Source organism: Dactylosporangium sp. NPDC051541 (genome assembly GCF_044454505.1).
Lineage (GTDB): Bacteria > Actinomycetota > Actinomycetes > Mycobacteriales > Micromonosporaceae > Dactylosporangium.
In genome coordinates, this window is sequence record NZ_JBITDU010000001.1 from 1616482 (window position 1) to 1642788 (window position 26307).

Here is a 26307-nt window from a genome sequence, read left to right on the forward strand (position 1 = left end):
GGTCAGGTAGCGGCGAGTGATCAGGAGGGCAGAACAGGTGGCGGAGCGAGGACGGGAGCTCGCGTCTACGGCCGTTCGGCCCAAGCTGCGGCCCGGATTCAGGAAGACGCTCATCGTCGTGGGCGTCTGGGCCGTCGTGTGGGCCTTCCTGATCGCGGTGGCGGCGCGCAACGGGTTCTTCGACCTCAAGGTCTACTACGGCGCGATGGACTACTGGGTCAACCGCGGCGGAGACATCTACGACTACCTGACGCCCGGCACGCCCTACGGGTTCACCTACCCGCCGTTCGCCGCCGCGCTCATGACGCCGATGTCGCTCATCAGCTGGAACGTCGCCCTGGTCATCAGCGTGACCATGAACGTCCTGGCCATGCTCGCGATCCTCACCATGCTGCTCGGCCCGATTTTCAAACGGCAGGGCTGGTCGTACTGGTATGCGATGGGCATCGCCATGGCGCTCGCCGCCGCCTTCGAGCCGATCCGCGAGACGGTGAACTTCGGGCAGGTCAACATCCTGCTCGTGTTCCTCATCGTCGCCGACGTGATGCTGCTGGTGAAGGGCGGGCACAAGCTCGGCGGCATCGGCATCGGCCTGGCCACCGCGATCAAGCTCACCCCCGGCGTCTTCATCATCTACCTGGTCATCACCCGCCGCTGGCGCGCGGCCGCCGTCTCAGCCGCGACCGCCACCGCCGCCACCTGGGCCGCGGCCACGTTCGCGCCAGACGCCTCCCGCGTGTTCTGGACCGACGCCGTGTGGAACACCGACCGGGTCGGCTCACCCACATTCGTGTCCAACCAGGCCCTCACCGGCCTCGTCGGGCGGATCTTCAACCCGGAGCCGATGAAGCCCCTGTGGCTGCTGCTCGTGCTCATCACCCTCGCCGTCTGGTACTGGCGGGCCCGTCGCGCCGTGCGCAACCGCGACGAGGTCGCCGGCCTGGCCCTCACCGGCCTCGTCGGCTGCATGGTGAGCCCGATCACCTGGATCCACCACCTCGTCTGGACCGTACCGGCGATCGTGATCCTGTTCGACTACGCGACCGACCGCTCCCTGGACCCGCGCCGGCGACGCAACCTGGCGATCGCGTTCGGGTTCTCGTTCGCCCTGCTGTGCAGCCGTACCCCCTGGGCCTTCCACGCCAAGTTCGACGGCCTCGGGCTCATCGGCTCCAACGCCTACATCCTGCTCATGATCGGCCTGCTGTTCGCCCTGCCGATCCGCGAACCGGCCGACACCGGCGCCGGTCAGCGGCCGGCCAGCAACCCCGGCGAGGCGGGCGGGCCGAACGTCGAGGACGTCCCCGACCTGGTCGACATCGACCGGCGGGTGACGGCCGCCTTCGACGCGAAGGACCCGGACGGGTCGGTTCGCTCGGACGCCGGCGGGCCGGGGCTGGAACCGCGCCGCCCGCTTGTGGGCGCATAGACATTACTGCTCAACCTGGCGGCGACCCCTGAGGCTTTGGGGCGCCGCCAGGGTCATTTCCGGCCGCTTGCCCTTGGCTTGCGTCTGGTGGTTCTGCGCTTGTTCGCCGTGCTTGCACGCGTGTTTCTCTGTTCTTTCTGTTTTCTCTGCGTTCTCTGCGTTCTCTGCTCTTCTGGCCGCGATGGTCGGGGGCACGATATGTCGGGCGCTTCGCTAGCCCGACATATCGGATTTATACCCCGACGGGGGATATGGCGGGTTTGTGGGGATCTGGCGGCGGTGGCGATTTTTTGTCGTACCCCCGGGTTAGCCTGCTGGCGATGAACGAGTACGTGACGCTGACGCAGGCCCGCCGGATCGCCCTGGCCGCACAGGGGTTCGCCGACCGGGCGCCCGGAGCCGTGCCCGAGCGCCGCCACCTGCGCCGGGTCCTCCAACGCACCGGCCTGCTGCAGATCGACTCCGTCAACATCGTCCAGCGGGCGCACTACCTGCCCGCCTACAGCCGCCTCGGGCCCTACGACCCGGCCCTCCTGGACCGGCTGGCCTACCGGCGGCCGCGGGAGCTGTTCGAGTACTGGGCGCACGAGGCCTCCCTCGTCCCCGTCCACCTGCACCCGCTGCTGCGGTGGCGGATGCGCTCGGGCAGTGCCTGGGGCAGCATGGTCCGCCTCGCCCGCGAGCAGCCCGACCTCATCCGCTGGGTGCTCGAGGAGGTCCGGGCCAAGGGCCCCATCAGCGCGGCCGAGGTGGAGGGTGACCTGGCCCAGCCGCGCCGCAAGGACAACTGGGGCTGGAACTGGTCCGACACCAAGATCGCGATCGAGTGGCTCTTCTACACCGGCGAGGTGACCGTCGCCCGTCGCAACTCGTCGTTCGCGCGGGTGTACGACATCCCGGAGCGCGTCCTCCCACCCGAGGTCGTCAACGCCCCCACCCCGCCCGACGAGGACGCCTACCGTGAGCTGATCCGAGTCGCCGCCCGCGGCCTCGGCGTGTCGGCCGAGCCGGAGCTGCGCGACTACTTCCGCCTGCCACTGGCCGGAGCCCGCCAGGCCATCGCGGAGCTGGTCGAGGCCGGCGAGCTCGTGCCGGTCGAGGTCGAGGGCTGGAAGCTTCGGGGGTACCTCCACGCCGAAGCCCGAATCCCACGCCGGATCACCGCGGCGACGCTGGTCAGCCCCTTCGACCCCCTGATGTGGGAACGCGGCCGCGTCCAACGCCTGTTCGGCTTCAACTACCGCATCGAGATCTACGTGCCGCCGGCGCAGCGCCTCTACGGCTACTACGTGCTGCCCTTCCTCCTCGGCGACCGCCTGGTTGCCCGCGTCGACCTCAAAGCCGACCGGAAGGCCGGCATCCTGCAGATCCCGGCCGCCTGGGTCGAGCCTCTGACCGGCCGCGGCGCCCCGACCGAGACCGAGATAGCGGACGCTCTGGCCGCGGAGCTGCTCCGCTTCGCCGGCTGGTTGGGCCTGGAGGAGGTGGACCTGCCGCAGCGGGGCGACTTCGCGATACCCCTGACCAAGGCGCTGACGTCAGCCGAGGTCGCCTGAGTCCGCGCTGAGCCTCAGTCCGTGCCGCGCCTCCGTTCGTGCCGCGCCTGAGTCCGTGCCGCGCCTCCGTTCGTGCCGCGCCTGAGTCCGCGCCGCACCTCCGTTCGTGCCGCGCCTGAGTCCGCGCCGCACCTCCGTTCGTGCCGCGCCCGTCCGCCCCCGTTGTGCCGCGCCCGGGCCTCGGTCCGCGCCCGAGTCCGTCCGCCCGCGTCGTGTCCGCCGTTCGACGCTCTCATCGCAAGCTCCGTTTCCCGCCGTGTCGCACCGCGTTGGTCGCCGCGCGCCCGCGCCCGTGCCGACCCGTGTCCGTGCCCACGCCGGTCCGTGCTGCTCCTGCCCGTGCCGGCCCGCGTTCGGGTTCCGAGGTGTGGGGTGGGCGGCCTGTGGTGGGACGAAGGGCGGGTCGGCTGTTTGATCGGTTGGGTGGGACTTGCGGTGGGGTTGGTGCTGGCTCGGGCGGTGTAGCTTGGGAGCGTGACGTCACCGATGTCGGCCCCTGCGGCTGGGTCACTCGAAGGAGTGCTTCCTGACGTGCCGCAGCTTGGCGCGCCCACCACGGCCTCGAGTGTGCAGCTGCCGCCGGTGTACCACTACGCGTTCCAGCCGCCCAAAGGGAAATTTCAGCGGTTCATCGACCGGCTTCCGGCCTGGGCGGGGCCGGCCGGGGTTGGGGCGCTGATCTCCGGCGGGATCGCCTACACCCTGCTCATGAAGCCTACCTCCGCCGGGGCGGCCGACCAGCCGACCTGCATCATGAAGCTGTTCACCGGGTTCGACTGCCCGGGGTGCGGGGGGACGCGGGCGGCCTGGTACATGCTGCACGGGGACATCCCCGCGGCCGCCCATCACCACGCTCCGCTCGTGTTCGCGGCGCCGTTCCTCGCGTACCTCTACGTCGCGTGGACCGTGAATCGGCTCAACCTGCCGTTCAAGCTGCCGATGCTGCGGATCTCCAACAAGGCGCTCGTCCTCTTCCTCGTCGCCTGGCTTGCGTTCGCGGTGGTGCGGAACCTTCCATGGGCGCCGTTCACCTACTTCTTCGTCTGACCGCTGAGACGGAAAACGCGGGACGGAAAACGCGGGACGGAAACGCCGAGACGGAAACGCTGAGACGGAAACGCTGAGACAGGGAACGCGGGCGGGGACAGTGGTCGCCGTGAGCGGGCCACGTCGCGCGGTGGGGTCCCCTCGGTCGTGAGTGGGTGGCCCCGGCACGCCGCACGGCCCGGCGCTGCGGGCGGAGACCTTGAGGGGGTGTGGGTGGAGCTCGCTCCCCCACCGCGAGCGCAGCGAGCTTGCCAACACAGCGCGGCGAGCTTGGCAAACAGCGTCTTGTAGGCTCTGCGAATGCTCTCCGTCAAAGCCATCGCCTGGACCCACTTCGAACCCCCGGCCGATGTGCCGTGGGAGACCGACGCGGACGGTGGCGAGGGGCTGGCCGAGTTTGCCGGGCGGGCGTGTTACCAGTCGTGGAGCAAGCCTAATCCGGCCACCGCGACCAACGCCGGATACCTCAAGCACATCCTCGAAGTCGGCCACCTCAGCGTCCTCGAGCACGGCACGGTGACGTTCTACCTCACCGGGGTGTCGCGGTCGTTCACGCATGAGCTGGTCCGGCACCGGCACTTCTCGTTCTCGCAGCTGTCGCAGCGCTACGTGCCCGGGCGTGAGCAGGCCATGGTCGAGCCGGCCGTGATCGCTGAGGACCCGGCGCTGCACAAGACGTTCGTCGAGGCGGGCGAGGCGGCGCTGCGGGCCTACAACGAGCTGCTGGAAGGGCTCGAGGCCAAGTTCTCCGACGTCGAGAACAAGACGTCGCGGCGCAAGCAGGCCCGGCAGGCGGCCCGGGCGGTGCTGCCCAACGCGGCCGAGACGCGGATCGTGGTGACCGGGAACTACCGGGCCTGGCGGCACTTCGTGACCATGCGGGCGAGCGAGGGCGCGGACGTCGAGATCCGCGAGGTCGCGGTCGCCTGCCTGCGGGAACTGCAGCGGATCGCGCCCAGCGTGTTCGGGGATTTCCAGATCACCGAGCTCGCTGATGGGACGGAAGTGGCGTCCCCGCAGTACACCTGGGAATCTTGAGAAATGCTCCGCGCAGGCTTCCGCTAGGTTGTCGGTATGACACGCACCGGTTCCGTCCCCGGCCGGCCGTTCGGCCGGCTGCTCAGCGCGATGGTCACGCCGTTTCGGCCTGACGGTTCGCTCGACGCCGACGGCGCCGCCCGGCTCGCCGCCCACCTGGTCGACGAGCAGGAGCACGACGGTCTGGTGATCAACGGTACGACCGGCGAGTCGGCGACCACGAGCGACGCGGAGAAGGACCAGGTCCTGCGCGCGGTCGTGGAGGCCGTGGGCGACCGGGCGACGGTGATCGCCGGGGTCGGCACCAACGACACCGCGCACTCGTCCGAGCTGGCCCGGGCCGCGGAGAAGGCCGGCGCCGACGGGCTGCTGGTCGTGACGCCGTATTACAACAAGCCGCCGCAGGCCGGGCTCGTCCACCACTTCCGCGCGGTCGCCGACGCGTCCGCGCTGCCGGTGATGGTCTACGACATCCCGGGGCGCACCGGCACGGCGATCGAGACCGACACGATGTGCCGGCTGGCCGAGCACGAGCGCATCGTCGCGGTGAAGGACGCCAAGGGCGACCTCGGCGAGACGGCCTGGGTGGTCAAGCGCACCGGGCTGGCGTATTACTCGGGCGAGGACAAGCTGACCCTGCCGCTGCTCTCCGTGGGGGCGGTCGGCGTGGTTGGAGTACCCACACATGTCTTTGGTCCCGAAACGAAGGCGATGATCACCGCGTATGAATCGGGCGACGTGGCCCGGGCGCGGGACCTGCATCTGCAACTGCTTCCGGCGTTCTGCGGCTTCTTCCGCACGCAGGGTGTCATCCTGACCAAGGCCGCCCTGACGCTGCTCGGCCTGCCCGCGGGCCCGGTCCGCCCGCCGCTGGTGGGCGCGAACGCGGCGGAACTGGGGCGGTTGCGCGAGGATTGCGCGGAGGCGGGCCGTACGATCGGGTCCGCCGAACAGATGGCGCACCACAACGAACTCGGAGTGGCCCTATGACGGTGGCGCACGTCGAGCTCGATCCGCCGCCCCCTCTGGGGTCCAACGCCCTGCGGGTGACCCCCCTGGGCGGGCTCGGCGCGATCGGCCGCAACATGACGCTGCTGGAGTACGACGGCAAGCTGCTGGTCATCGACTGCGGCGTGCTGTTCCCCGATGTCGAGCAGCCGGGTGTCGATCTCATCCTGCCCGACTTCTCCTCCATCCTCGACCGGCTCGACAAGGTTCAGGCCATCGTGCTCACGCACGGGCACGAGGACCACATCGGCGCGGTCCCATACCTGCTCGCGCACAAGCCCGACATCCCGCTCGTCGGCTCCAAGTTCACCCTCGCGCTGGTCGAGGCGAAGCTGGCCGAGCGGCGCATCGAGCCCTATTCGCTGACCGTCCGCGAGCGGCAGGTGGAGCGCCTCGGGCCGTTCGAGTGCGAGTTCTTCGCCGTCAACCACTCGATCCCGGACGCGCTCGCGGTCGCGGTCACCACCGGCGCCGGCACGGTGCTCCACACCGGCGACTTCAAGATGGACCAGCTGCCCCTCGACGGGCGGATCACCGACCTGGCCGGGTTCGCGCGGCTCGGCGCCGACGGCGTCGACCTGCTGCTGTCGGACTCGACCAACGCCGAGATCCCCGGCTTCGTCACCCCCGAGCGCGAGATCGGCCCGGTGCTGGAGCGGATCTTCGGCCGCGCGACCGGGCGCATCATCGTCGCCTCGTTCGCCTCCCACGTGCACCGCGTCCAGCAGGTCTTCGACGCCGCCGCCATGCACGGCCGCAAGGTCGCGCTGATCGGCCGTTCGATGGTGCGCAACATGGGCATAGCCCGCGACCTGGGCCTGCTGCGCATCCCGCACGGCCTGGTCGTCGCGATCGACGAGGCGATGAGCCTGCCGCCGGAGCGGGTCGTGCTCATGTCGACCGGTTCGCAGGGCGAGCCGATGAGCGCGCTCGGGCGCATGGCCAACGGTGATCACCGGCACATCGTGATCGGTGAGGGCGACACCATCGTGCTCGCGTCGTCGCTGGTCCCGGGCAACGAGACCGCGGTCTACCGGGTGATCAACCAGCTCTCCCGGGCCGGTGCGATCGTCGTGCACAAGGACGTCGCCAAGGTCCACGTCTCCGGGCACGCGCCCGCGGGTGAGCTGCTGTACCTGCTCAACGTGGTCAAGCCGCGCAACTTCATGCCGGTGCACGGCGAGTGGCGGCACCTGCGCGCCCACGCGCAGCTGGCCCGGGAGGCCGGGGTGCCGGCCGAGCGCGTCGTGCTCTGCGAGGACGGCGACGTGGTCGACCTCGTCGACGGCGAGGCGCGCCTGGTCGGGCACATCCGCTCGCGCTACGTGTACGTCGACGGCCTGGCCATCGGCGACGTCGGCGAGTCGCTGCTGACCGAGCGGCGCATACTGGGCGACGGCGGGTTCATCGCGGCGACCGTGGTCATCGACTCCGTCACCGGCAAGGTGGTGGCCGGGCCGACCGTCTCGGCGAAGGGGTTCTCCGACGACCCGGCGGTCTTCAACGCGGTACTGCCACTCGTCACCGATGCCCTGAACAAGGCGGCCGCCGAGGGCATCACCGACCCCCACCAGCTGCAGCAGATCGTCCGGCGCACGGTCGGGCGGTGGGTCAACGAGGCCTACCGCCGCCGCCCCATGATCGTGCCGACGGTGGTCGAGGTCTGACGTGTACGCGGCGCTGGCCACGACGGTACTGGTGCTGCACTTCTGCTACCTGGCGTACCTGATCCTGGGTGGGTTCCTCGTCTGGCGGTGGCCCAAGGCCTTCTGGCCCCATCTGGCCGCCGCCATCTGGGGCCTCCTGGTCGTGACCGTGCCGCTGACCTGCCCGCTCACCGTCGCCGAGCACTGGGCGCGGCGCAAGGCCGGGCAGTCGGTTCAGGACAAGGGCTTCATCGATGTGTACATCGAAAATGTGCTCTATCCCGAGCGGTACACGCACCTGTTGCAGGTCCTGGTCGGAATGATCGTGGTCTTCTCGTACGCGGTCGCCGTCGTTCGTCTGCGTCACCGGCGCGCCGCGCGGACGCTGCCCTGAGCTTTGTCCCGGCCGGCCGAGTCCCGGGCGTGCCGGGCTTTTTCTGGCGGCGTGTCTTGGGCGGGCCGGGTCATCGGCGTGCCGTGGGAAAAATGTCGTAGCCGACCGATACGGTGTGAGCCATGGCGGGCAGCACCTCCCAGGCCGGCCGCGGCGGGAAGACCTCCAACGCGCGCGGCGGTTCGAACACGCGTGCTACTCCGCGGTCCCGGGCCGCCACGCCCGTCAAGGCCACCACCGCGACCAAGACGGCTTCCCGCGCCCGGAAGGCGACCCCTCGAGTCACCCCCCGGGCAACGCCCGTCCGTCGGCGCCGCTCGGGCGCGGTGGTCGCCACGCCGCTCGGCTACGTCGGCAAGGGCATGATCGCGGTCTGGATGGGGCTCGCCCACAGCGTCGGCTGGGGCGCCCGCGCGATCGGCCGGCAGGCCGCGACCGCCCGTGACCTCGACCCCGAGCACCGGCGCGACGGTGCCGGCCTGACCATGATCGGGCTGGCCGTGCTGCTCACGGCGGCACTGTGGTTCCAGGCCGCGGGGCCGGTCGGACGGTGGCTGGCGAGCATCTGCCACACGTTCATAGGAGCCGCTTCGGGGGTACTGCCCGTGCTGCTCGTCATCGGCGGCGTCCGCATCATGCGGGCCGGCGGCGACTCCGAGGAGCACCGCGGACGCGGCCTGGTCGGCTGGGGTGCCCTGTTCCTCGGCGGCACCGGTCTGATGCACCTGGCGGCCGGCAGCCCGACCCTCCCGGCCAAGATGGACCGGGCCGGTGGCCTGCTCGGGCGGGGCGGCGGCGGCCTGCTGGAGATGGCCGTCACGTCCTGGGTGGCGGTACCGCTGCTGCTCCTGCTGTCCGCGTTCGGTCTGCTGGTCGTCACGTCGACGCCGATCAGCCGCCTCCCGCAGCGCTGGCGCCAGCTGCGCGACCTCGCCCTCGGCCGGGTCGAGGACCCGACGCTGGTCGACGACGAGGAGGAGTTCGAGGAGCTCTACGACGAGCCCGAGGAGCGCCCCGCCCGCCGCGCCCCGGCCCGCCGCCGCCAGGGTGCCCAGGCCGGCGGGCCCGAGCCGCTGCCGCACCCGCTGGGCCTCGACCCCGACGAGTTCGACGCGGCCGCGCCCGACCTCGACCCGGACCTCGTCCACGACACCGTCGTGCTGCAGCGGATGCCCGCACCCGCGCGCAAGAAGAAGGAGCCGAAGCCGGCCGCGGAGAAGGAGCCGCCGGAGCACTCGCCGCTGCCCACCCGGGCCGAGCAGCTCGCGCTCACCGACGCCGACTACAAGCTCCCGCCGCCGACCCTGCTCGGCACCGGCGACGCCCCGCGCGGGCGCACCCGGGCCAACGACGAGGTCATGAACGCGCTGCAGGGCGTGTTCGAGCAGTTCGGCGTCGACGCCTTGGTCACCGGCTTCACCCGCGGCCCGACGGTCACCCGCTACGAGGTCGAGATCGGCCACGGCGTGAAGGTCGAGCGGATCACGGCCCTGTCGAAGAACATCGCCTACGCGGTGAAGTCGGCCGACGTGCGGATCCAGAGCCCGATCCCGGGCAAGAGCGCCGTCGGCGTGGAGATCCCCAACTCCGACCGCGAGAACGTGGCCCTCGGCGACGTGCTGCGCTCCCGGGCCGCGACCTCCGACCACCACCCGCTGATCGTGGCGCTGGGCAAGGACATCGAGGGCGGCTTCGTCGTGGCCAACCTGGCCAAGATGCCGCACATCCTCATCGCCGGCGCCACCGGTGCGGGCAAGTCGTCGTGCCTCAACAGCCTGCTCGTGTCGATCCTGACCCGGTCCACGCCGGACGAGGTCCGGCTGCTGCTGGTCGACCCCAAGCGGGTGGAGATGACCAGCTACGAAGGTATCCCGCACCTGGTCACGCCGATCGTGACCAACCCGAAGAAGGCGGCCGACGCCCTCGACTGGGTCGTCGGCGAGATGGACATGCGCTACGACGACCTCGCCGCCAACGGGGTCCGCCACATCGACGACTTCAACCGCAAGGTCCGGGCCGGGCAGATCACCGCCCCGCCCGGGAGCGAGCGGGTGATCCGGCCGTATCCGTACCTGCTGGTCGTCGTCGACGAGCTGGCCGACCTCATGATGGTCGCCCCGCGCGACGTCGAGGACTCGGTCGTGCGGATCACCCAGCTGGCCCGAGCCGCCGGCATCCACCTGGTCCTGGCCACCCAGCGGCCCAGCGTCGACGTCGTCACCGGCCTGATCAAGGCCAACGTCCCGTCCCGCCTGGCCTTCGCCACCTCCAGCCTGGCCGACTCCCGGGTCATCCTCGACCAGCCCGGCGCCGAGAAGCTGATCGGCCGCGGCGACGGACTGTTCCTGCCGATGGGCGCCTCGAAGCCGGTCCGCATCCAGGGCGCCTGGGTCAGCGAGACCGAGATCGCCGACGTCGTCAAGTTCTGCAAGGACCAGCGCGAGCCCGAGTTCCGCGAGGGTGTCACCCAGAAGCGCGAAGAGGCCAAGAAGAAGGTCGACGAGGAGATCGGCGACGACCTGGAGCTCCTGGTCCAGGCCATCGAGCTGGTCGTGACCAGCCAGTTCGGCTCGACCAGCATGCTGCAGCGCAAACTGCGTGTCGGCTTCGCGAAGGCCGGCCGCCTCATGGACCTCATGGAGTCCCGCGGCATCGTCGGCCCGTCGGAGGGCTCCAAGGCCCGCGACGTGCTGATCAAGCCCGACTCCCTGGCCGAGGTCCTGGGCGCCCTGCAGGCCTCCGAGGACGACTGACCCGTTCGTGCTCGCCGCGTTCGTGCCCATCTGGGCGCTCACGGCCGTCGGGTTCGTGGCCGGGCGCACGGGGGTCCTCGGGCCCGCGGCGGTCGACGTGCTCGGCCGCTTCGTGTTCTACGTCGCGATGCCGGCCGCGCTGCTCAACACGCTCACGCGGCAGCCGATCGGCGGGCCGGCCGGGCGCGCGGTCGCGGCGTTCGCGCTGGCGACCGCGCTCATCGGGGCGGCCGGGTTCGCCGCCGCCCGGTGGATCTTCAAGCGCCCCCTGGCCGAGCAGACGATCGCGGCGATGGCCTCCGGCTACGTCAACGCCGGCAACCTCGGCATCCCCGTCGCCGTCCAGGTCCTCGGCGACGCCGGCTTCATCGCCGTTGTCCTGCTCATCCAGACGACCATCCTCACGCCGCTCATCCTCGGCACCCTGGACATCGCGCAGAGCGAGCACGCGGACGGTCGCTGGCGTCGCCTGCTGACGGTGCCGCTGCGCAGCCCGGTCATGCTCGCCTGCCTCACCGGGGTCATCCTCGGGGCCCTGCACGTCCACCTGCCCCGGCTGCTCGGGGACGCGGTGGCGCTGCTCGGGGCGGCGGCGGTACCGTCGGCGCTCGTTGCTTTGGGGCTTTCGCTCGTGCCGCGCGAACCTGGGGCCGGTGAGGCGCGGCGGCCGGCCGAGGTGACGCTGTCGGTGCTGCTCAAGTCGGTGGTGCAGCCGTTGCTGTGCTTCCTGCTGGCCCGGTTCGTCTTCGGGCTCACGGGGGCGGCGCTGCTGGCCGTCGTACTGTGCTCGGCCCTGCCCACGGCGCAGAACACGTTCGTCTTCGCGCGGGCGTATGGGGTGGATGGGACGTTCGCGCGGGACGTGATTGTGGCGTCGACCGCTTTGTCCATGGCGACGCTGACGGTCGCGGCGACGTTGCTGCAGTAGACCGTTGTTGGTCAGTGGTCAGTGGTCGTTGGCCAGCGGTAGTTGGCCAGCGGTCGTCGGTTGGCTGCGGGTGGCCGGCTGTCGGTGGTCGGTGGTCGGATCTGGACGGCGGCGGAGGTCTTGACACCTGGTTGACACCGTGGGGCTGGGACACTTGGGGTGTGGCGGATGAGGAGATGGACGCGTTGGCGGCGCTGGCCGATCCACGGCGGCGGGCCGTGTATGAGCTCGTGGCCGCGGCCGGTGAGGATGTCAGCCGGGACCAGGTGGCGGAGGCGCTCGGGATCGGACGGACGCTCGCCGCGCATCATCTCGACAAGCTGGCCGAGGCCGGGCTCCTCGATGTGGCGTTCGCGCGGCTCGGCGGGCGCAGCGGGCCCGGGGCCGGACGACCCTCGAAGTTGTACCGCCGGTCGGCCGCCGAGCACTCGGTGAGTCTGCCGCCCCGGGGTTATCGGGTGCTGGCCGAGGTGTTCGCGGAGGCGGTCTCGGAGGCTGGGGTGGAGCCTGCGCTCTATTCGGCCGCTCGGCGTGCTGGAGCTCGCATCGCCCGGGCCGCTTTGTCGTCGTCGTCGTCCTCGTCGGCTGTTTCGGGCTCGGCTGCCGTCTCGTCCTCGGCTGTTGTTTCGGGCTCATCTGCTGCCTTGGAGCCGGCTGTTGTCTCGGGGGCGGCTGCCGGCTCGGTCGGGGACGGCGTTGAGGCGATGCTTCGGGGGCTCGGGTATGAGCCCTATGCCGATGGGGAGGTGTGGCGGCTGCGGAACTGCCCGTTCGACTCGGTGGCGCGGACGCATCCCGGGGTGGTCTGCGGGGCGAATCTGGCGCTGTTGCAGGGGGCGCTGGGGGAGGGGGTGCGGATCGATCCGGGGCCGAGCGGGTGCTGTGTTGTCGTGGATCGGACACGACCGGGGGCGGGCGCGGCGGGCTTGGAGTCGGCCCCGGGTGCCGGCCTGGACGCGGAGCTCATGTCCGGCTCGGGATCGGGTACTAAAAACAATGATGATTTGTTTTAGACTGCGGTCATGAGTCTCCAACTTGCTCAGCTCAACGTCGGCGTGCCCGTGGGGCCGCGCGACGACCCGCGCATGGCCGGCTTCTACGCCGACATCGACCGGATCAACGGGGTGGCGGACGGGTGGCCCGGCTTCGTCTGGCGGCTTGTTGACGATTCGGGGTCGGATGCCACGTCGCTGCGGCCGTTCGGCGGTGACCTCGTGGTCAACATGTCGGTCTGGGTGTCGCTCGACGCGTTGCGGCAGTACACCTTCCGTAGTGGTCATCTGGACGTTCTGCGACGGCGGCGGGAGTGGTTCGTCCCGCTCGGCGAGCCGCATCACGTCATGTGGTGGGTGCCGGAGGGGCATCACCCGACCCTCGGTGAGGCCCGGGAAAGGCTTGACCTGCTGCGCAGCGTGGGGCCGACGGAGAAGGCGTTCACGTTCCGGGACCCGCATCCGGCCCTCTGAGGCCGGATCCGCTCCGCAAAATGTCAGCCCTGGTCGGTACCCTCAACAGCATGTCCACCAACGCTGACCGTCGCGTAGCCCTGCTCACCCTGGGCTGTGCCCGCAATGAGGTGGACTCCGAGGAGCTCGCCGCCCGGCTGGCCGAGGGAGGCTGGGCGGTGACCACCGACGGCACCGACGCCGACGTGGTGCTCGTCAACACGTGCGGGTTCGTGGCCAAGGCGAAGCAGGACTCGATCGACACCCTGCTGGCCGCGTCCGACACCGGGGCGAAGGTGGTCGCCACCGGCTGCCTGGCCGAGCGCTACGGCGACCAGCTCGCGGGGGAGCTGCCCGAGGCCGACGCGGTGCTCGGGTTCGACCACTACCCGGACATGGCGGCCCGGCTCGACGCGATCCTGGCCGGCGAGAAGATCGCCTCCCACGCCCCGCGCGACCGGCGCACGCTGCTCCCGCTCACCCCGGTCGCCCGCCGCGAGGCCACCGTGGTCACCCCCGGTCACCTGCCCGCCCACCTGCGCGGGGTCATGCGCCAGCGGCTCGAGCACGGGCCCGTCGCACCGCTCAAGCTGGCCAGCGGGTGCGACCGGCGCTGCGCGTTCTGCGCGATCCCGTCGTTCCGCGGCGCGTTCGTGTCGCGCACGCCCGACGAGATCCTGGCCGAGGCCGAGTGGCTCGGCCAGCAGGGCGTGCGTGAGCTGGTGCTCGTGAGCGAAAACTCGACCTCCTACGGCAAGGACCTCGGCGACCCGCGCCTCCTGGAGAAGCTCCTGCCGCAGCTCGCCGCGACGGCCGGGATCGTGCGAGTGCGCGTGTCCTACCTGCAGCCGGCCGAGACGCGGCCCGGGCTGATCGAGGCGATCGCCACCACGCCGGGGGTCGCGCCCTACTTCGACCTGTCGTTCCAGCACTCCAGCGAGCCGGTGCTGCGGCGGATGCGCCGGTTCGGGTCGACCGAGCGGTTCCTGGAGCTGCTGGCGACGGTACGCAAGCTGGACCCTGAAGCGGGCGCGCGCAGCAACGTCATCGTCGGCTTCCCCGGCGAGACCCGCGAGGACGTCGACGAGCTCGCCCGGTTCCTGACCGAGGCGCGGCTCGACGCGATCGGCGTCTTCGACTACAGCGACGAGGACGGCACCGAGGCGGCCGGCCTGCCGGACAAGGTTTCGACGGGGACGGTCAAGAAGCGGTACGACTGGATGAGCGCCCTCGCCGAGGAGCTCTGCGCCCAGCGTGCCGGCGACCGCATCGGCTCCATCGTCGAGGTCCTCGTCGACACCGTCGAGCGCCACCCCGACGGCGTCGACGTCGAGGGCCGCGGCGCCCACCAGGCCCCCGAGGTCGACGGCTCCACGACCCTGGTCGGCGGCGGCGCCCTCGAACCGGCCGCCCTGCGCCCCGGCGACCTGGTCCGCGCCAAGGTCACCGAGAGCATGGGCGTCGACCTGATCGCCACGCCCATCGAGCTGATCAGTCCGGCGCCGCACAGCTCCGCACCGCACGTTTCGGCCTCGCACGTTTCGGCCTCGCACAGTTCGGCCTCGCACGTTTCGGCCTCGCACGTTTCGGCCTCGCACAGTTCGGCCTCGCACGGTTCCGCGTCGCACGGGCCTGCGCCACTGAGTCCGGCGGCGCCATGACCGGCCCGGAGCGCGGTGGAGGGGCCGCGACGGGTTCGGAGCGGAGCGGTGGGGCCGCGGCCGGGTCGGCGCGAAGCGGAGGGCCCGCGACCGGCTCGGCGCGAAGCGGAGGGCCTGGACATCACGGGCTCGGCGCGGAGGTCGTCGGGGCCGGTCCGACACAGGCGCGTCTGGTCAACCCCGCGAACGCGCTGACCGTGCTGCGCATGGTCCTCGTGCCCGTCTTCGTCCTCTGCGTCGTAGCCAGCCGCATGACCCACGACACCTGGCAGCTCGCCGCCGGCCTGACCTTCATCGTCGCCTCCGCCACCGACTACGTCGACGGCTGGATCGCCCGCGCCCACAACCTCGTCACCTCGTTCGGCAAGGTCGCCGATCCGATCGCCGACAAAGCCCTGACCGGCGCCGCCCTGGTCCTGCTGTCCTTCTACGACCGCCTGCCGTGGTGGGTGACAGCGGTCATCCTGATCCGCGAGTGGGGCGTGACCGCGCTGCGCTTCTGGATCCTCCGCCACGGCGTCATGCCCGCGAGCCGAGGCGGCAAGGCGAAGACGGCACTGCAGATTTTGGCGATCGGCTGGTACCTCACCCCGCTGCCCCACGCCTTAGCGCTGATCGGCCCCTGGCTGATGGCCGCCGCCGTCATCGTCACCGTGGTGACGGGCGCCGACTACGTACTCCGAGCGATCCGAATCCGCCGCGACTCCCTGGCCCGAGGCGGCGCCATGCCCCCGATCCCGACCAGCGCCCCAGCCGTCGCCCCGCAGGCCGACGAACCGGTCGCCTGAAGCCCAGGTCCACGCCGCCCGCCGCCCGCCGCCCGCCGTCAGCCGTCCGCTTCAGCCGTCCGCTTCAGCCGTCCCCAGGCTCGGCAATCAGACGAACCGCCCACCTCAACGTCGACCACTCCCGCCCGCGCCGCCCGCCTCCACCGCGCCCGTGCGTATCTGCCTGCACCTTTGTGTCCACTCCGCGCAGCTCGTTGCGTTTCCGCGCGCTTCTGCGTTCGTGTTTGCGGTCGTGTCCGCCCGTCGGTGCGTGCGTTCGGCGTCCGTCCGCGCGTGCATGTGGCGTCCGTGCGTCCGTGCGTCCGTGCGTCCGTGCGTTCGCGTCCGTGCGTCCGTCCGTCCGTGCGTGCGTGCGTGCGTCCGTGCGTTCGTGCGTTCGCGTCCGTGCGTCCGTGCGTTCGCGTCCGTGCGTGCGTGCGTTCTTGTTCGCGCGTTCGTGCGCCCGTCGGTGCGTGCGTCCGTGCGTCCGTGCGTCCGTGTGCGTGCGTGCGACTAGGGGGTCTCGGCGGTCGCTGCGTCGGTGCTCTGAGAGCTGCGGGGAGCGTTCGCGGTTGTCGTTCGGGCCGATGGTTTCGCGGGAAGTGTTCACTGATGCGCGACTTGTCGGGCGGTGCGCACTGTGGCATGTCGGATTTTTCGCCCGACGGGGGATCAGTCGAATTCGCGGCGGAGATGAAAGTGCGACCCGCCCGTGACGAATCTGGCTTTTCGCGATGAGTGCGGCCACAGTGTGGCAGGGGTAGCGATTGGAGGGGGCGCGGTGAGTACGGATCGGACCGGTGCGATTCTGGCGGCGCTCAGGGAGCGGGGGGAGACCCTCGCCGTGGCCGAGTCGCTGACCGGGGGGCTGCTCGCGGCGGCGTTTGTCGAAGTGCCAGGCGCCAGCCGAGTGTTCCGCGGCGGCATCGTGGCGTATGCGACAGAATTAAAAGCCAGGCTTCTGGGGGTACCCCCACCGCTTCTTTCATCCCATGGGCCCGTCGATCCCGCGGTGGCCGCAGCGCTCGCGGCCGGCGCGCGGGAGCGTTGTGGGGCCGACTGGGCCGCGGCCACGACCGGGGTCGCCGGACCGGACCCGCAGGCTGGTCAGCCGGTCGGGCGGGTGTACGTCGCAGTCGTCGGGCCGCCGGCCGCGCACGGCGAGCCGGACCGGGTCGAGGTGCGTGAACTCACCCTTTCGGGCGACCGCGCGGCCATCCGGGGCGGTGCCGTGGAGGCCGCGGTGGGGCTGCTGGCCGAGACCCTCGCCGTCGGCTGAAGCCGTCGCAGGGTCCCCGGAACGGCGGGGCAGGGTGTCGATCGGCTTTGCACCAGGTACCGTGACGAGTACCAGTTTTTTCGCGGTCTTGCCAGCTGCGTCAGAGGGGGTGCCACCGTGCTGCTTCGTCGGGTGATCGGTGACGCGCTGCGCGCGCGACGGCAGGCCCAGCATCGGACCCTCCGCGAGGTGTCGACCGCGGCGAACGTGAGCCTCGGCTACCTGTCGGAGATCGAGCGCGGCCAGAAAGAGGCGTCCAGCGAGCTCCTGGCCGCGATCTGTGAGGCCCTGGGCGCGGCCCTGTCCGAGGTGCTGCGCGACGTGAGCAACACGCTCGCCCTGAATGAGGACCTGCCGCCGGTGCTCGTGCCCGTCGGCGCTCCCGAGCCCACCCCCGACGACGCCTCCAGCGCCGCCGCCCCGGCCTCCGCGCCGGCAGTGACCCCGGCCGCCGCTCCGGCAACGGCTGCCCCCGCCGCCGAGCCGGTCCCGGCGACCGCCAGCGCCTCCGCGGACGCGTCCCAGGGCCGCCTGGTGCGCGGCAGGCCCAAGGCCAAGCTCTCGACCGACGCGAAGATCTCGGTCGCCGTCCACCACGACGGCCCCCTCAAGACCACGCTGCGCGCCACCCGCGGCCCGTCCGACCGCGAACGCGACGTCGTCTACGCCGCCTGACGCCCCGGCCGACTCCTACGAGCACGGTGCGCTGACAAGCCGCAGCTGAATCGCAGCGCGCCCGCGTCCGCGCCTGCTCGCGTTCAGATCGACGTCCGCACTGTCCAACCCCTGTGCGCACCGAGCCCGCCTGCACCGACGGTTGCCCGCGTCCGTCCGCGCCCGTGCCGCCGACCTGTCGCCCGCATTGAGCCCGTCGACGCCGCCTATGCGATGTCTGCCGCGCGACAGCCGTCCGTCTGTCGTATCCGTGCTGTCCGCGTCCGCGCGTCTCGTGTGGGTGTCCGTGCCTGTCCGTGGTGTGCGCGTCCGCGCGTCTCGTGTGCGTGTCCGTGCTGTACCTGTCCGCGTCTGCCCGTGTGCGCTTCCGTGCTGTCCGCGTCCGCGCGTCGCGTCCGCGCGTCTGTGCCTGTCCGTGCTGTGCGCGTCCACGCCTCCGCGCGTGTGCGCGTCTGTGCCTGTCCGTTCTGTGCACGTCCACGCGTCCACGCGTCCACGCGTCCACGCGTCCACGCGTCCGCGCGTCCGCGGGTGCTCGTGGGCGTGAACGTGCCTTGGGGTGCGCGGACGTGCGTCGTCGTTCGCACGACGGGGTGCGGGCCGCGTTGGGCGGGGCGGCGGGTGTGGGTGGACTCGGCGGGCTGGGGTGGCGGGTGGGCGTTGTGGGTCACGAATGGGTGTGGGGGCGGGAAGATCCAGCGGGCTCGACGTGACCTGCCACACTGGGAGCGCGTCCGCGGGGGCGCGAGGGTTGGACGGCGGCGCGGAGGCGAGTGACCGTGGGCTATCCGGGGCAGTATCAGCGGCGGCGTAGTGCGCTTCCTATCGTCATCGCTGCGGTTATCGGCGTGTTGGCGATCTGCGGTGTGTACCTCTTTCTCGCCAATCGGGGCGGTGACGACCAGAAGGCGGACAACCCCCGTCGCGAAGGGTGCATCGCGCTCAACGTCACCGCGTCCAGTGAGAAGGCCGCGCTGCTGACGGAGTTCGCCAAGGCGTACATCAAGGCCGACCGGCGTTTTGACGGCAAGTGCGCAGATCCGCAAGTACAGACGAAGGCTTCCGGGGCTGCTCTTGACGCGCTCGCCAAGGGCTGGGACGTCGGCAAGGACGGGCCGCTGCCGGCGGTCTGGACGCCCGCTGCCTCGTCGTGGGTTTCGCTGCTCAAGCAGCGGCTGGCGGCCGGGGACAAGGGCGGGCTCGTCCCGGACGGCAAGCTGCCGATGATCGCGCAGTCGCCGCTGGTGCTCGCCCTGCCGAAGCCCATGGCCGAAGCGCTCGGGTGGCCGGACGCGCAGATCGGCTGGGGCGACGTGTTCGGGCTGATCAACGATCCGAACGGGTGGGGCTCGAAGGGGCACCCCGAGTGGGGGAAGTTCCGGCTCGGCAAGACCAACCCGCACTTCTCCACGTCGGGGCTCAACGCGACGGTGGGCGCGTACTTCGCCGCGACCGGGCGTTCGACCGACCTCACCGACAAGGATCTCGCCGACCCGAAGGTGCTGCAGTACGTCAAGTCCGTCGAGTCCAGCGTCGTGCACTACGGCGACACGACGCTGACGTTCCTGTCCAACCAGGCGGCGGCGGACCAGGCCGGGCGCGGGCTCAACTACGTCAGCGCGGTCGCGGTCGAGGAGAAGTCGGTGTTCGACTTCAACAGCGGCAACCCGACGGGTGATCCGGCGCTGGCCGGCAAGGGCGCGAAGCCGCGGGTGCCGCTGGTCGCGGTGTACCCGAAGGAGGGCACGCTGGTCAGCGACCACCCGTACGTCGTGCTCACGAACGCCAGCGACGAGCAGAAGGCCGCGGCCGCCGACTTCCTCAACTACGTGCGCGACGCGCCGCAGCAGAAGCGCTTCACCGACCTGGCCTTCCGCACCTACGACGGCAAGGCGGGGGCGGGCGCGACGAAGGACAACGGGCTGCTGCCGGACGCCAAGTTCACCACGATCGACCCGCCCTCGCCGCAGGTGCTCGAGAAGGCCCTGGCCACGTGGGACGTGCAGCGCAAGCGGGCCAAGGTCCTGCTGGTCATGGACGTCTCCGGATCGATGAACAACGACGCCGGCAACGGGCAGACCCGCATGGAGCTGGCGAAGCAGGCCGCACTGCAGTCGCTCGGACTGCTCGCCGCGGACGACGAGGTCGGCCTGTGGACGTTCTCGACGGAGGTGGAGGGCGCGACCACGCCGTACACCGATCGGGTCCCGGTGGGAACGCTCGCCGACAACAAGGCGAAGCTGGAGCAGGTGATCAAGTCGCTGAGCGCCGAGGGCGGCACCGCCCTGTACGCGACCACGCGGGCCGCGCAGCGCAAGATGGTCGAGCTCAGCAACCCGGACCGGATCAACGCGGTCGTGGTGCTCACGGACGGCAAGAACGAGTATCCGAAGGACGCCGATCTGGACGCGCTCGTGCGCGATGTGGACACCTCGGACAAGGAGATTCCGGTCCGCGTGTTCACGATCGCCTACGGCGAGCAGGCGGATGTCGGCGTGTTGCAGAAGATCTCGTCGGCTTCGCGCGCGGCCGCGTACAACGCGAGCGATCCCACGACGATCAGCAACGTGATGGTGAACGTGCTCTCCAACTTCTGATCCCGCTTTCCACAGGGCACACTTACGAGGGTGGGCGTCAAGGAGCACCTGACCGAGCCGTGGGGGCTCGTGGCCGCCGGCGTGCTCGGGGGCATGGGCGGCGCGGTCGCGGCCGCGCTGGCCCCGGCCGGGCTGCTCGTCGGCGTGCCGATCGGGCTCGCGGTCGCGGGCGCCGTCTACGGCATCCGGGTCGGGCTCGGCGTGCTCACCGACCGCGACGGTGCGCCGGACCTGGCGATCCGGGCCGCGCCGCCGGCGACCCTGCCGACGCCTCCGCGCGGAAGCGACGCCGAGCGGTTCCTGCGGCGGGCCGAGGTGGCGGTGCGCACCCTGCGCCGGCAGTCCGAAGGCACCGGCGACCCGGTCCTGCGCGGCCAGATCTCCGAGGTCGACGACTCGGCCGCGGGCGCCCTGGCCGATCTGGCCCGCTTCGCCGGGCAGGTGACGCTCATCGAGCAGACCGCGTCCGGGATCAACACGCAGCGGCTGCGCCAGGAGTACAACCAGCTCCAGCGCGGCCTGTCCGGGCTGGAGCCGGGGCCGCTGCGCGACGAGCGGGAGCGGGCCCGCCGCGCGCTGTCCGACCAGCTCGACGTCGGGCAGCGGCTGCGCGACGCCAAGGAGATGCTGCTGGCCCGCATGCAGTCCGCGGTGCTGGGCCTGGAGGGCCTGGTCGCGCGGATGGCCGAGCTGGTCGCGCTGCACGCGACCACGGTCGGCGGCGCGCCGCTGACCGCCGCCAAGGTGGCGGAGCTCACCAACGATCTGGAGGGCCTGCGCGCGGGCCTGGCCGAGGCCGAGCAGCTGTCCCGCTCGGCGCTATCCGGTGGGGATGTTCCCGGGCCGCAGCCCTGACTTCCCCCTGACTTGTGTCCGACTTGTTGGTTTTCGCGCGAATTTTCGAGGGGTACTGCTCCATCTGGGCGTGACGCTCTAGCGCGAGCCTGACACGATAGAAGCCGCACGTCTCCCCGTGCTGGCCGAGAGAGGACCGCGACATGGCGAATCCGTTCGCTAAGGGCTGGAAGTACCTGATGGCGCTGTTCGGCGCCAAGATCGACGAGTACGCCGATCCGAAGGTGCAGATCCAGCAGGCGATCGAGGACGCGCAGCGTCAGCACCAGGCGCTCGTTCAGCAGGCCGCGGCCGTGATCGGCAACCAGCGGCAGCTCGAGATGCGGCTCTCCCGCAATATCGCCGAGGTCGAGAAGCTGCAGGGCTCGGCGCGGCAGGCGCTGGTGCTGGCCGACAAGACCCGGGCCGAGGGGGACGAGGCCAAGGCCCAGCAGTACGAGCAGACGGCGCAGGTGTTCGCCACCCAGCTCGTCGCGGCCGAGCAGGGCATGGAGGACCTCAAGACCCTCCACGACCAGTCGCTCAACGCGGCCGCCCAGGCGCGCAAGGCCGTCGAGAACAACGCCATGATGCTGCAGCAGAAGCTCGCCGAGCGCACCAAGCTGCTCAGCCAGCTGGAGCAGGCGAAGATGCAGGAGACCGTGGCCCGGTCCCTCGAGTCGATGAGCGGCCTCGCCGCCCCCGGCAACACCCCGTCGCTGGACGAGGTGCGGGAGAAGATCGAGCGCCGCTACGCCAACGCCATGGGCCGCGCCGAGCTCGCCTCCAACTCGGTGGAGGGCCGGATGCTCGAGGTGCAGCGCTCCACCCTCGACATGGCCGGCAGCTCCCGCCTCGACCAGATCCGCGCGAGCATGGCCGGCGAGAAGCTCGCCGCCGCGCCCGAGTCGCCCGCGGTCGCCTCACCGGCGCCCGGCGTCCGCGACGCCAGCGTTGCCCGCCTCGACGAGATCCGGGCCAGCATGAAGGACAAGCAGACGGGAGACTCGGCCAGCGCGAGCTGACCGGGTCGCGGCCCAACCCCGGGGAGCGGTCATGCCCAGCGATCGGACCAAGCACCTCAAACGGCTGCGGAAACTGCACCGCTCCGCCCGGGGCTGGTCCGTGCGCGCCGGGCTGCTCACCGGGGCCACCGCGATCCTCGTGCCCTACAGCGGCCTCGGCCTGCCCGACGCGTTCTGGGCCGCCGCCGCGGGCGGTTCGATCGCCATCACGTGGTGGCGGTGGCTTGATTTTCGAGCCTTCAAAGCGTTGCCGGTACCGCCCGAGCCCGATCCCGCACTAGCGGGCGCCCAGGCCAGGGACAAGCTCGTCAACCTGGCCCAGCGCCTCCCCGGCGGCCGCACCGCGGTCGCGGAGTTCGACCGCCAGCGCGAGTCTTACAAGCTGCGCGGCTTGACCGTCGCGGAGCCGTGGCGCCGCCTGGACCGCGCCTCGACCATGCTCTCCGGCCTCGTGGGCCGCTTGGGCCCGCACGCCGAGGGCGCCGTCCTGGACGCCGCGGTCGCCGAACGTCAGCTCCGCGACCTGGCCCAGCGCTGCGCCTCGGTGGAGCGCACCATGCGCATGGGCCCGGCCGGCGCCGCCCTCCGCCCGGCCCACGAGGTCCTGGCCCAGCAGCTGGAGCAGGGCGTCACGGCGTACGAGCAGTTCGTCACGGCGGCGGCCGGCTGTGTCGCCGAGGACAATGTGGCGGTCGGCAACCTGACGGACGCGACGGCCTTCTTGCGCGGGGTGGCGGAAGGACTGGCCGACCTGCGCAGCCCGCAGGCGACGCCCCGCCCCCAGACCGCCTGACTCCGTCTTCGCTGCACCCGCTCGCCGCTCGCCGCTCATTTGCGTGTTCGCTTTGTCGTTTCGTGCGCTTCCCGAAAAGTCCGCCACTTCGTGACTGACTTTTCGGATTTATCGCCTGACGGGGTATTCCGTCGAATTGGGCCCAATTTGGTCGCGGGTGCTATATCCGTGCGCGAATTGTGACTGCTTGGATCTGATCCGGCTGGGTGGTGCGGCTGGGAGTTGCGCGGGGGTGCAGGGGGCGGGGAGCCCCTTGCCCGGGGCGGGAGCGAAGCGGCCTCGGAATCCTCTGCTTACTGCTCTTGCTCTTTATTGCTCTTGCTCGTGCGCTTGGCCGGCGTTTACCGGTGACGAATGCGACTGTCGGTCATTCGTTCGGGAGGAGGTATCGCCAGCTGGCGCGGAGCGTCGTGCCGTCGGGCATGCGGTACGCCGGCCAGGCGCCGCGTTGGTCCAGGTCCCTGGTCAGCATGCGGACCGCGGCTCGGGCGGGGTCGCCGTCCAGGTCGGCTCGGCGCAGGCCCTCGTTGTCCGGCGCGGGCAGGTTGATGTCCGACGGCCACGGAGCCTCGGTCGCGGAGGGTGACGGGTCGGTGATGATCGGGGTGCCGGTGCCGGCCTGACCCTGCAGGACCGGGACGGCCACGACGCGGACGCGGGTGGCCAGGTACGGCTGCGCGGTCGCGGACACCGTCTTGTGCACGGTCGCGAGGCGGTCCCGGGCGGTGTACAGGATGTCGGGGTACGCGCGATCGGGTTTGAGCTCGTCGAAGCCCTCGGCCGTGAAGCTCAGCGGGCCCGCCGGCGTCCACACGGTGACCTTGGTGACGGGGGCGTCGACGATCGTCGGGGTCGGTGTCGGCTTCTTCTGCGACGCGCCCGCGCGCAGGTCGTCGGCCAGGCCGTTGGCCAGGGTGCGGAGCTGGTCGGGGTCGAGGCGGGAGCGGTACGTCGCGTCGGCGATCGCGTCGCCGTCGCCGTAGACGACCAGGCGGGGCGGCCGCAGGGCGGCGATGCCGGGCGCGGTCAGGCCGCCGGTGAGCTCCCAGGTGGCGATGGGCTCGTCCTGGGGCGGGTCGAACGACTGCGTCGGGGTCGGGGTGACACCCGGGGTGCCGTCACACGCGGACAGCGTCGCCGCCGCGAGCAACCCGGCGAGCAGGCTCCGCCGGGTCAGGCGGTGATCCATCGCCCCTCCCCATGAAGCGTGCTCGACCGTCAGTCCCGCGCAGCACCCTACCCCGTGCCCGCCCTCCCACCTCTCCCCGGTCACGGGGTGAACAACCGTCCAGCGGCCGAGATGGATACGTTGCCAATAAGCGGGCTTCAAATCTGGCTTAGGGCGCGGGGCTTTTGGCGCGCGGGCGCATAGCGTCACGAGCGTGTCCACGCAGTACGCCGACCAGGGCTTCTGGCTCGTCGACCTCGACTCCGAGGGCGACCTCGTCCTCGTGCGGCCGCGCGGTCAGGCGCGTCCGGGCGGGCCGTTCCCCGGCTGGCAGTGCGGGCACCAGTATGTGATGCGGTCGTGGTCGCCGCCCGTCCAGCGGCGGATGACGGTGCGGCACCGCCGGCACGGCTGACCGGAGCGCTCGAACACCCAGCTGGTCTCGCCGCGGCGCAGGGAGCCCGTCGTCGTCTGCGTCCAGCGGCCGCGGTTGGAGTTGAGCAGCGCCCGCGCCCGCGCGACCAAGCCGGCCAGATCCAGGACCGCGCTGACCGGCGTCCACGGGGAGACGCCGCGCAGGAACAGGGTCTCGGCCTTGTACAGGTTGCCGATGCCGGCGAGGTTGCGCTGGTCGAGCAGCGCGTCGGCGATCCAGCGGTCCGGCTTCGCCTGCAGCCGGCGCACGGCCTCGTCACCGTCCCAGTCCTCGCCCATGAGGTCCGGCCCCAGGAACCCGACCAGCCGCTCCTCCTCACGGGTCGGTATCAGGGCGAGTTCGTGCAGGTGAAACCCGACGGCGACGGCGGCCGGCGTGTGCAGGGCGACGCGGATCAGGTGCGCGGGGCGGCCGGTCCAGCGCTCGCCCGGCTGGTACGTGCGCCACGCTCCGTCCATCCGCAGGTGGGAGTGGAGGGTGAGCGGCTCCAGACCCTCCTTCGTCAGCCGCAGCAGGAGATGCTTGCCGCGGCACGCGGACTCGGCGACGGTCCAGCCGGCGAGGTTCTTGGCGGCCAGCTGCGGTACCCGGAAATCGCTCTTTGTGATCGTCTGGCCCTCGATCGCGGCTCCGAGCACGCGCGCGGTGTTCCAGACGGTGTCGCCTTCGGGCACGTTATGAACCCGCCGGCGCCACGGTGTACCGCTGGAGGTGCCCCCGCGCCTCGAGCGCGGCGACGACCGAGTCCGCGTCCGAGCGCGACTCGAGCCGGGCAACCTCGTATCGCACGCCGTCGTCGCCCTCCCGCAGCACCGCCCACAGCCCGGCCTCGACCCGGGCCCGGACCTTCTTCGCGTCCTTCTCGGCCTGCCGGAGGTGGTTGGCGGCCTGCTCCTCGGCCAGCTTCAGGATGCCCTCGACACGCGAGCCCAGCCCGGCCAGCGGGGGCCGGCGCTCGTCGCCCTCAACGGGCTCCTCGGCGGTGTCCGGCCCGCTCGCGGCGAACATGACCAGCCCGACGACGGTCGCGGCCACCCCGGTCCACAGCGCGGTCGCCTGCGCCCTGGACGCGGCGAGCTGCGACCCGGCGAACAGTCCGACGCCGAGCCCGATCAGCAGTAACGCCAGCCGCCTCATCTCGTGAAAGGCTAACCGATCCGTTCGAGCTGCATGATCCCGTCACCCTCCCCGAGCGTCGATGCCCGCCCGGTCGCCCGGTACCCGGCCTTCTCGTACAGCCGCCGCGCCCGCGCGTTGCCGGTCCGCGTCCACAGGGTCGTACGCTCCCACCCACCGGCGTGCAGCCCGTCGAGGACCAGGCCGCCCAGTCCCTGCCCCCAGCGCGCGGGGGCGACGAACACCATGGAGACGTGGCCGTACCCGGCGATGAGCGCTCCCGCGCCGTCGTCCGCCCGCCCCGGCTCGGCCAGCCCCATCGCCACCGTCTCGGGCCCGTCGACGACCACTACGACGAGGGCATCGGGCGCTGCCAGCTTCGCGCGGACGCGCTCGACCCGCGCCGCGCCGGGCGCGCGACCGCGCGCTTCGTTGGCGGCCCGCCAGACGTCGAGGGCGGCTTCGAGGTCGGTTGGGGCTGCTCGGCGTACCAGGGGAGGCATTGACGCAGTTAGCCCTCCGACGCGGGCCGAGGTCAACCACCGGCCGCGCGGGCGCAGGTACGCGCGGACGCGGGCGGGCGCCGGGCTCGGTCACGCGCGGTCCCGCGAAGGGCCGTGGTCCCGCGAAGGGCCGCGGTCCCGTGCAGGGCTTCGGTCACGCGCGGTCCCGCGAAGGGCCGCGGTCCCGTGCAGGGCTTCGGTCACGCGTG

The 26307-nt window shown here is 71.4% G+C and carries 22 protein-coding genes and 1 pseudogene; 19 read left to right on the forward strand and 4 right to left on the reverse strand.

Annotation, left to right across the window (positions count from 1 at the left end):
* Positions 1-118: 118 nt before the first annotated feature.
* The 19 genes and pseudogenes from ACIA8L_RS07305 to ACIA8L_RS07395 all read left to right on the forward strand — a co-directional run bounded on the left by ACIA8L_RS07305 (position 119) and on the right by ACIA8L_RS07395 (position 22875).
* A complete protein-coding gene (locus ACIA8L_RS07305; RefSeq protein ID WP_395901363.1) occupies positions 119-1429 on the forward strand; it encodes a glycosyltransferase 87 family protein in 1311 nt (436 codons plus the stop codon).
* Positions 1430-1749: 320 nt separating this feature from the next.
* Positions 1750-2985 (forward strand): winged helix-turn-helix domain-containing protein, encoded by a 1236-nt coding sequence (locus ACIA8L_RS07310; RefSeq protein ID WP_395901365.1) that lies wholly within the window; start codon positions 1750-1752, stop codon positions 2983-2985.
* Between the two features lie 486 nt (positions 2986-3471).
* Entirely contained in the window at positions 3472-4032 is a 561-nt protein-coding gene (locus tag ACIA8L_RS07315; protein WP_395901780.1) for a DUF2752 domain-containing protein, read from the forward strand.
* A gap of 300 nt (positions 4033-4332) precedes the next feature.
* Entirely contained in the window at positions 4333-5070 is a 738-nt protein-coding gene (thyX, locus tag ACIA8L_RS07320; RefSeq protein ID WP_395901367.1) for an FAD-dependent thymidylate synthase, read from the forward strand.
* 36 nt (positions 5071-5106) lie between these two features.
* Positions 5107-6060, forward strand: coding sequence for a 4-hydroxy-tetrahydrodipicolinate synthase (dapA, locus tag ACIA8L_RS07325; protein ID WP_395901369.1), 954 nt, complete (start codon positions 5107-5109; stop codon positions 6058-6060).
* Positions 6057-7745: a ribonuclease J gene (locus ACIA8L_RS07330; RefSeq protein WP_395901371.1), complete on the forward strand. Its 1689-nt coding sequence runs from the start codon at positions 6057-6059 to the stop codon at positions 7743-7745. Before dapA ends, ACIA8L_RS07330 begins: the two co-directional genes overlap by 4 nt.
* 1 nt (position 7746) lies before the next feature.
* A complete protein-coding gene (locus tag ACIA8L_RS07335) occupies positions 7747-8118 on the forward strand; it encodes a DUF2784 domain-containing protein (protein WP_395901372.1) in 372 nt (123 codons plus the stop codon).
* Between the two features lie 122 nt (positions 8119-8240).
* The gene (locus ACIA8L_RS07340) at positions 8241-10871 is read left to right on the forward strand and encodes a DNA translocase FtsK 4TM domain-containing protein (protein ID WP_395901374.1); all 2631 of its coding nucleotides are present in this window, start codon (positions 8241-8243) and stop codon (positions 10869-10871) included.
* A 7-nt stretch (positions 10872-10878) separates the two neighbouring features.
* Complete coding sequence (locus tag ACIA8L_RS07345; protein ID WP_395901376.1) at positions 10879-11799, forward strand: AEC family transporter; 921 nt, start codon at positions 10879-10881, stop codon at positions 11797-11799.
* A 161-nt stretch (positions 11800-11960) separates the two neighbouring features.
* Positions 11961-12812, forward strand: coding sequence for a helix-turn-helix transcriptional regulator (locus ACIA8L_RS07350; protein ID WP_395901378.1), 852 nt, complete (start codon positions 11961-11963; stop codon positions 12810-12812).
* A gap of 9 nt (positions 12813-12821) precedes the next feature.
* Positions 12822-13265 (forward strand): DUF3291 domain-containing protein, encoded by a 444-nt coding sequence (locus ACIA8L_RS07355; protein WP_395901380.1) that lies wholly within the window; start codon positions 12822-12824, stop codon positions 13263-13265.
* A 50-nt stretch (positions 13266-13315) separates the two neighbouring features.
* Positions 13316-14749: pseudogene (gene rimO, locus ACIA8L_RS07360) on the forward strand (30S ribosomal protein S12 methylthiotransferase RimO); the annotation flags it as partial.
* A gap of 326 nt (positions 14750-15075) precedes the next feature.
* Positions 15076-15693, forward strand: a complete 618-nt coding sequence (pgsA, locus tag ACIA8L_RS07365; RefSeq protein WP_395901782.1) for a CDP-diacylglycerol--glycerol-3-phosphate 3-phosphatidyltransferase — start codon at positions 15076-15078, stop codon at positions 15691-15693.
* A 760-nt stretch (positions 15694-16453) separates the two neighbouring features.
* Positions 16454-16951, forward strand: a complete 498-nt coding sequence (locus ACIA8L_RS07370) for a CinA family protein (RefSeq protein ID WP_395901382.1) — start codon at positions 16454-16456, stop codon at positions 16949-16951.
* A gap of 117 nt (positions 16952-17068) precedes the next feature.
* A complete protein-coding gene (locus ACIA8L_RS07375) occupies positions 17069-17626 on the forward strand; it encodes a helix-turn-helix domain-containing protein (protein WP_395901384.1) in 558 nt (185 codons plus the stop codon).
* An 848-nt stretch (positions 17627-18474) separates the two neighbouring features.
* Complete coding sequence (locus tag ACIA8L_RS07380; RefSeq protein ID WP_395901385.1) at positions 18475-20223, forward strand: extracellular solute-binding protein; 1749 nt, start codon at positions 18475-18477, stop codon at positions 20221-20223.
* 30 nt (positions 20224-20253) lie between these two features.
* Positions 20254-21078: a hypothetical protein gene (locus tag ACIA8L_RS07385; protein WP_395901387.1), complete on the forward strand. Its 825-nt coding sequence runs from the start codon at positions 20254-20256 to the stop codon at positions 21076-21078.
* A 143-nt stretch (positions 21079-21221) separates the two neighbouring features.
* The gene (locus tag ACIA8L_RS07390; protein WP_395901389.1) at positions 21222-22082 is read left to right on the forward strand and encodes a PspA/IM30 family protein; all 861 of its coding nucleotides are present in this window, start codon (positions 21222-21224) and stop codon (positions 22080-22082) included.
* A gap of 31 nt (positions 22083-22113) precedes the next feature.
* Entirely contained in the window at positions 22114-22875 is a 762-nt protein-coding gene (locus tag ACIA8L_RS07395) for a hypothetical protein (protein WP_395901391.1), read from the forward strand.
* Between the two features lie 367 nt (positions 22876-23242).
* Here ACIA8L_RS07395 and ACIA8L_RS07400 read toward each other — a convergent pair whose 3' ends face one another.
* From ACIA8L_RS07400 to ACIA8L_RS07415, 4 genes are all read right to left on the reverse strand, one after another.
* Complete coding sequence (locus tag ACIA8L_RS07400; protein ID WP_395901393.1) at positions 23243-24064, reverse strand: hypothetical protein; 822 nt, start codon at positions 24062-24064, stop codon at positions 23243-23245.
* A 276-nt stretch (positions 24065-24340) separates the two neighbouring features.
* Entirely contained in the window at positions 24341-25153 is an 813-nt protein-coding gene (locus ACIA8L_RS07405; RefSeq protein WP_395901395.1) for a DNA-formamidopyrimidine glycosylase family protein, read from the reverse strand.
* A 1-nt stretch (position 25154) separates the two neighbouring features.
* Positions 25155-25616 carry a hypothetical protein gene (locus ACIA8L_RS07410; protein WP_395901397.1) on the reverse strand — a complete coding sequence of 154 codons (462 nt, stop codon included), beginning with the start codon at positions 25614-25616 and terminating at the stop codon, positions 25155-25157.
* A gap of 11 nt (positions 25617-25627) precedes the next feature.
* Positions 25628-26098: a GNAT family N-acetyltransferase gene (locus ACIA8L_RS07415; protein WP_395901399.1), complete on the reverse strand. Its 471-nt coding sequence runs from the start codon at positions 26096-26098 to the stop codon at positions 25628-25630.
* Between the last annotated feature and the right edge of the window lie 209 nt (positions 26099-26307).

Bases quoted from the DNA above. Each gene is read 5' to 3' on its own strand.
- dapA (WP_395901369.1), top strand. From the start codon at position 5,107: ATGACACGCACCGGTTCCGTCCCCGGCCGGCCGTTCGGCCGGCTGCTC.
- ACIA8L_RS07410 (WP_395901397.1), bottom strand. From the start codon at position 25,616: ATGAGGCGGCTGGCGTTACTGCTGATCGGGCTCGGCGTCGGACTGTTC.
- ACIA8L_RS07315 (WP_395901780.1), top strand. From the start codon at position 3,472: ATGTCGGCCCCTGCGGCTGGGTCACTCGAAGGAGTGCTTCCTGACGTG.
- ACIA8L_RS07395 (WP_395901391.1), top strand. From the start codon at position 22,114: ATGCCCAGCGATCGGACCAAGCACCTCAAACGGCTGCGGAAACTGCAC.
- thyX (WP_395901367.1), top strand. From the start codon at position 4,333: ATGCTCTCCGTCAAAGCCATCGCCTGGACCCACTTCGAACCCCCGGCC.
- ACIA8L_RS07400 (WP_395901393.1), bottom strand. From the start codon at position 24,064: ATGGATCACCGCCTGACCCGGCGGAGCCTGCTCGCCGGGTTGCTCGCG.
- ACIA8L_RS07355 (WP_395901380.1), top strand. From the start codon at position 12,822: ATGAGTCTCCAACTTGCTCAGCTCAACGTCGGCGTGCCCGTGGGGCCG.
- ACIA8L_RS07340 (WP_395901374.1), top strand. From the start codon at position 8,241: ATGGCGGGCAGCACCTCCCAGGCCGGCCGCGGCGGGAAGACCTCCAAC.
- ACIA8L_RS07390 (WP_395901389.1), top strand. From the start codon at position 21,222: ATGGCGAATCCGTTCGCTAAGGGCTGGAAGTACCTGATGGCGCTGTTC.
- ACIA8L_RS07310 (WP_395901365.1), top strand. From the start codon at position 1,750: ATGAACGAGTACGTGACGCTGACGCAGGCCCGCCGGATCGCCCTGGCC.
- ACIA8L_RS07415 (WP_395901399.1), bottom strand. From the start codon at position 26,098: ATGCCTCCCCTGGTACGCCGAGCAGCCCCAACCGACCTCGAAGCCGCC.
- ACIA8L_RS07330 (WP_395901371.1), top strand. From the start codon at position 6,057: ATGACGGTGGCGCACGTCGAGCTCGATCCGCCGCCCCCTCTGGGGTCC.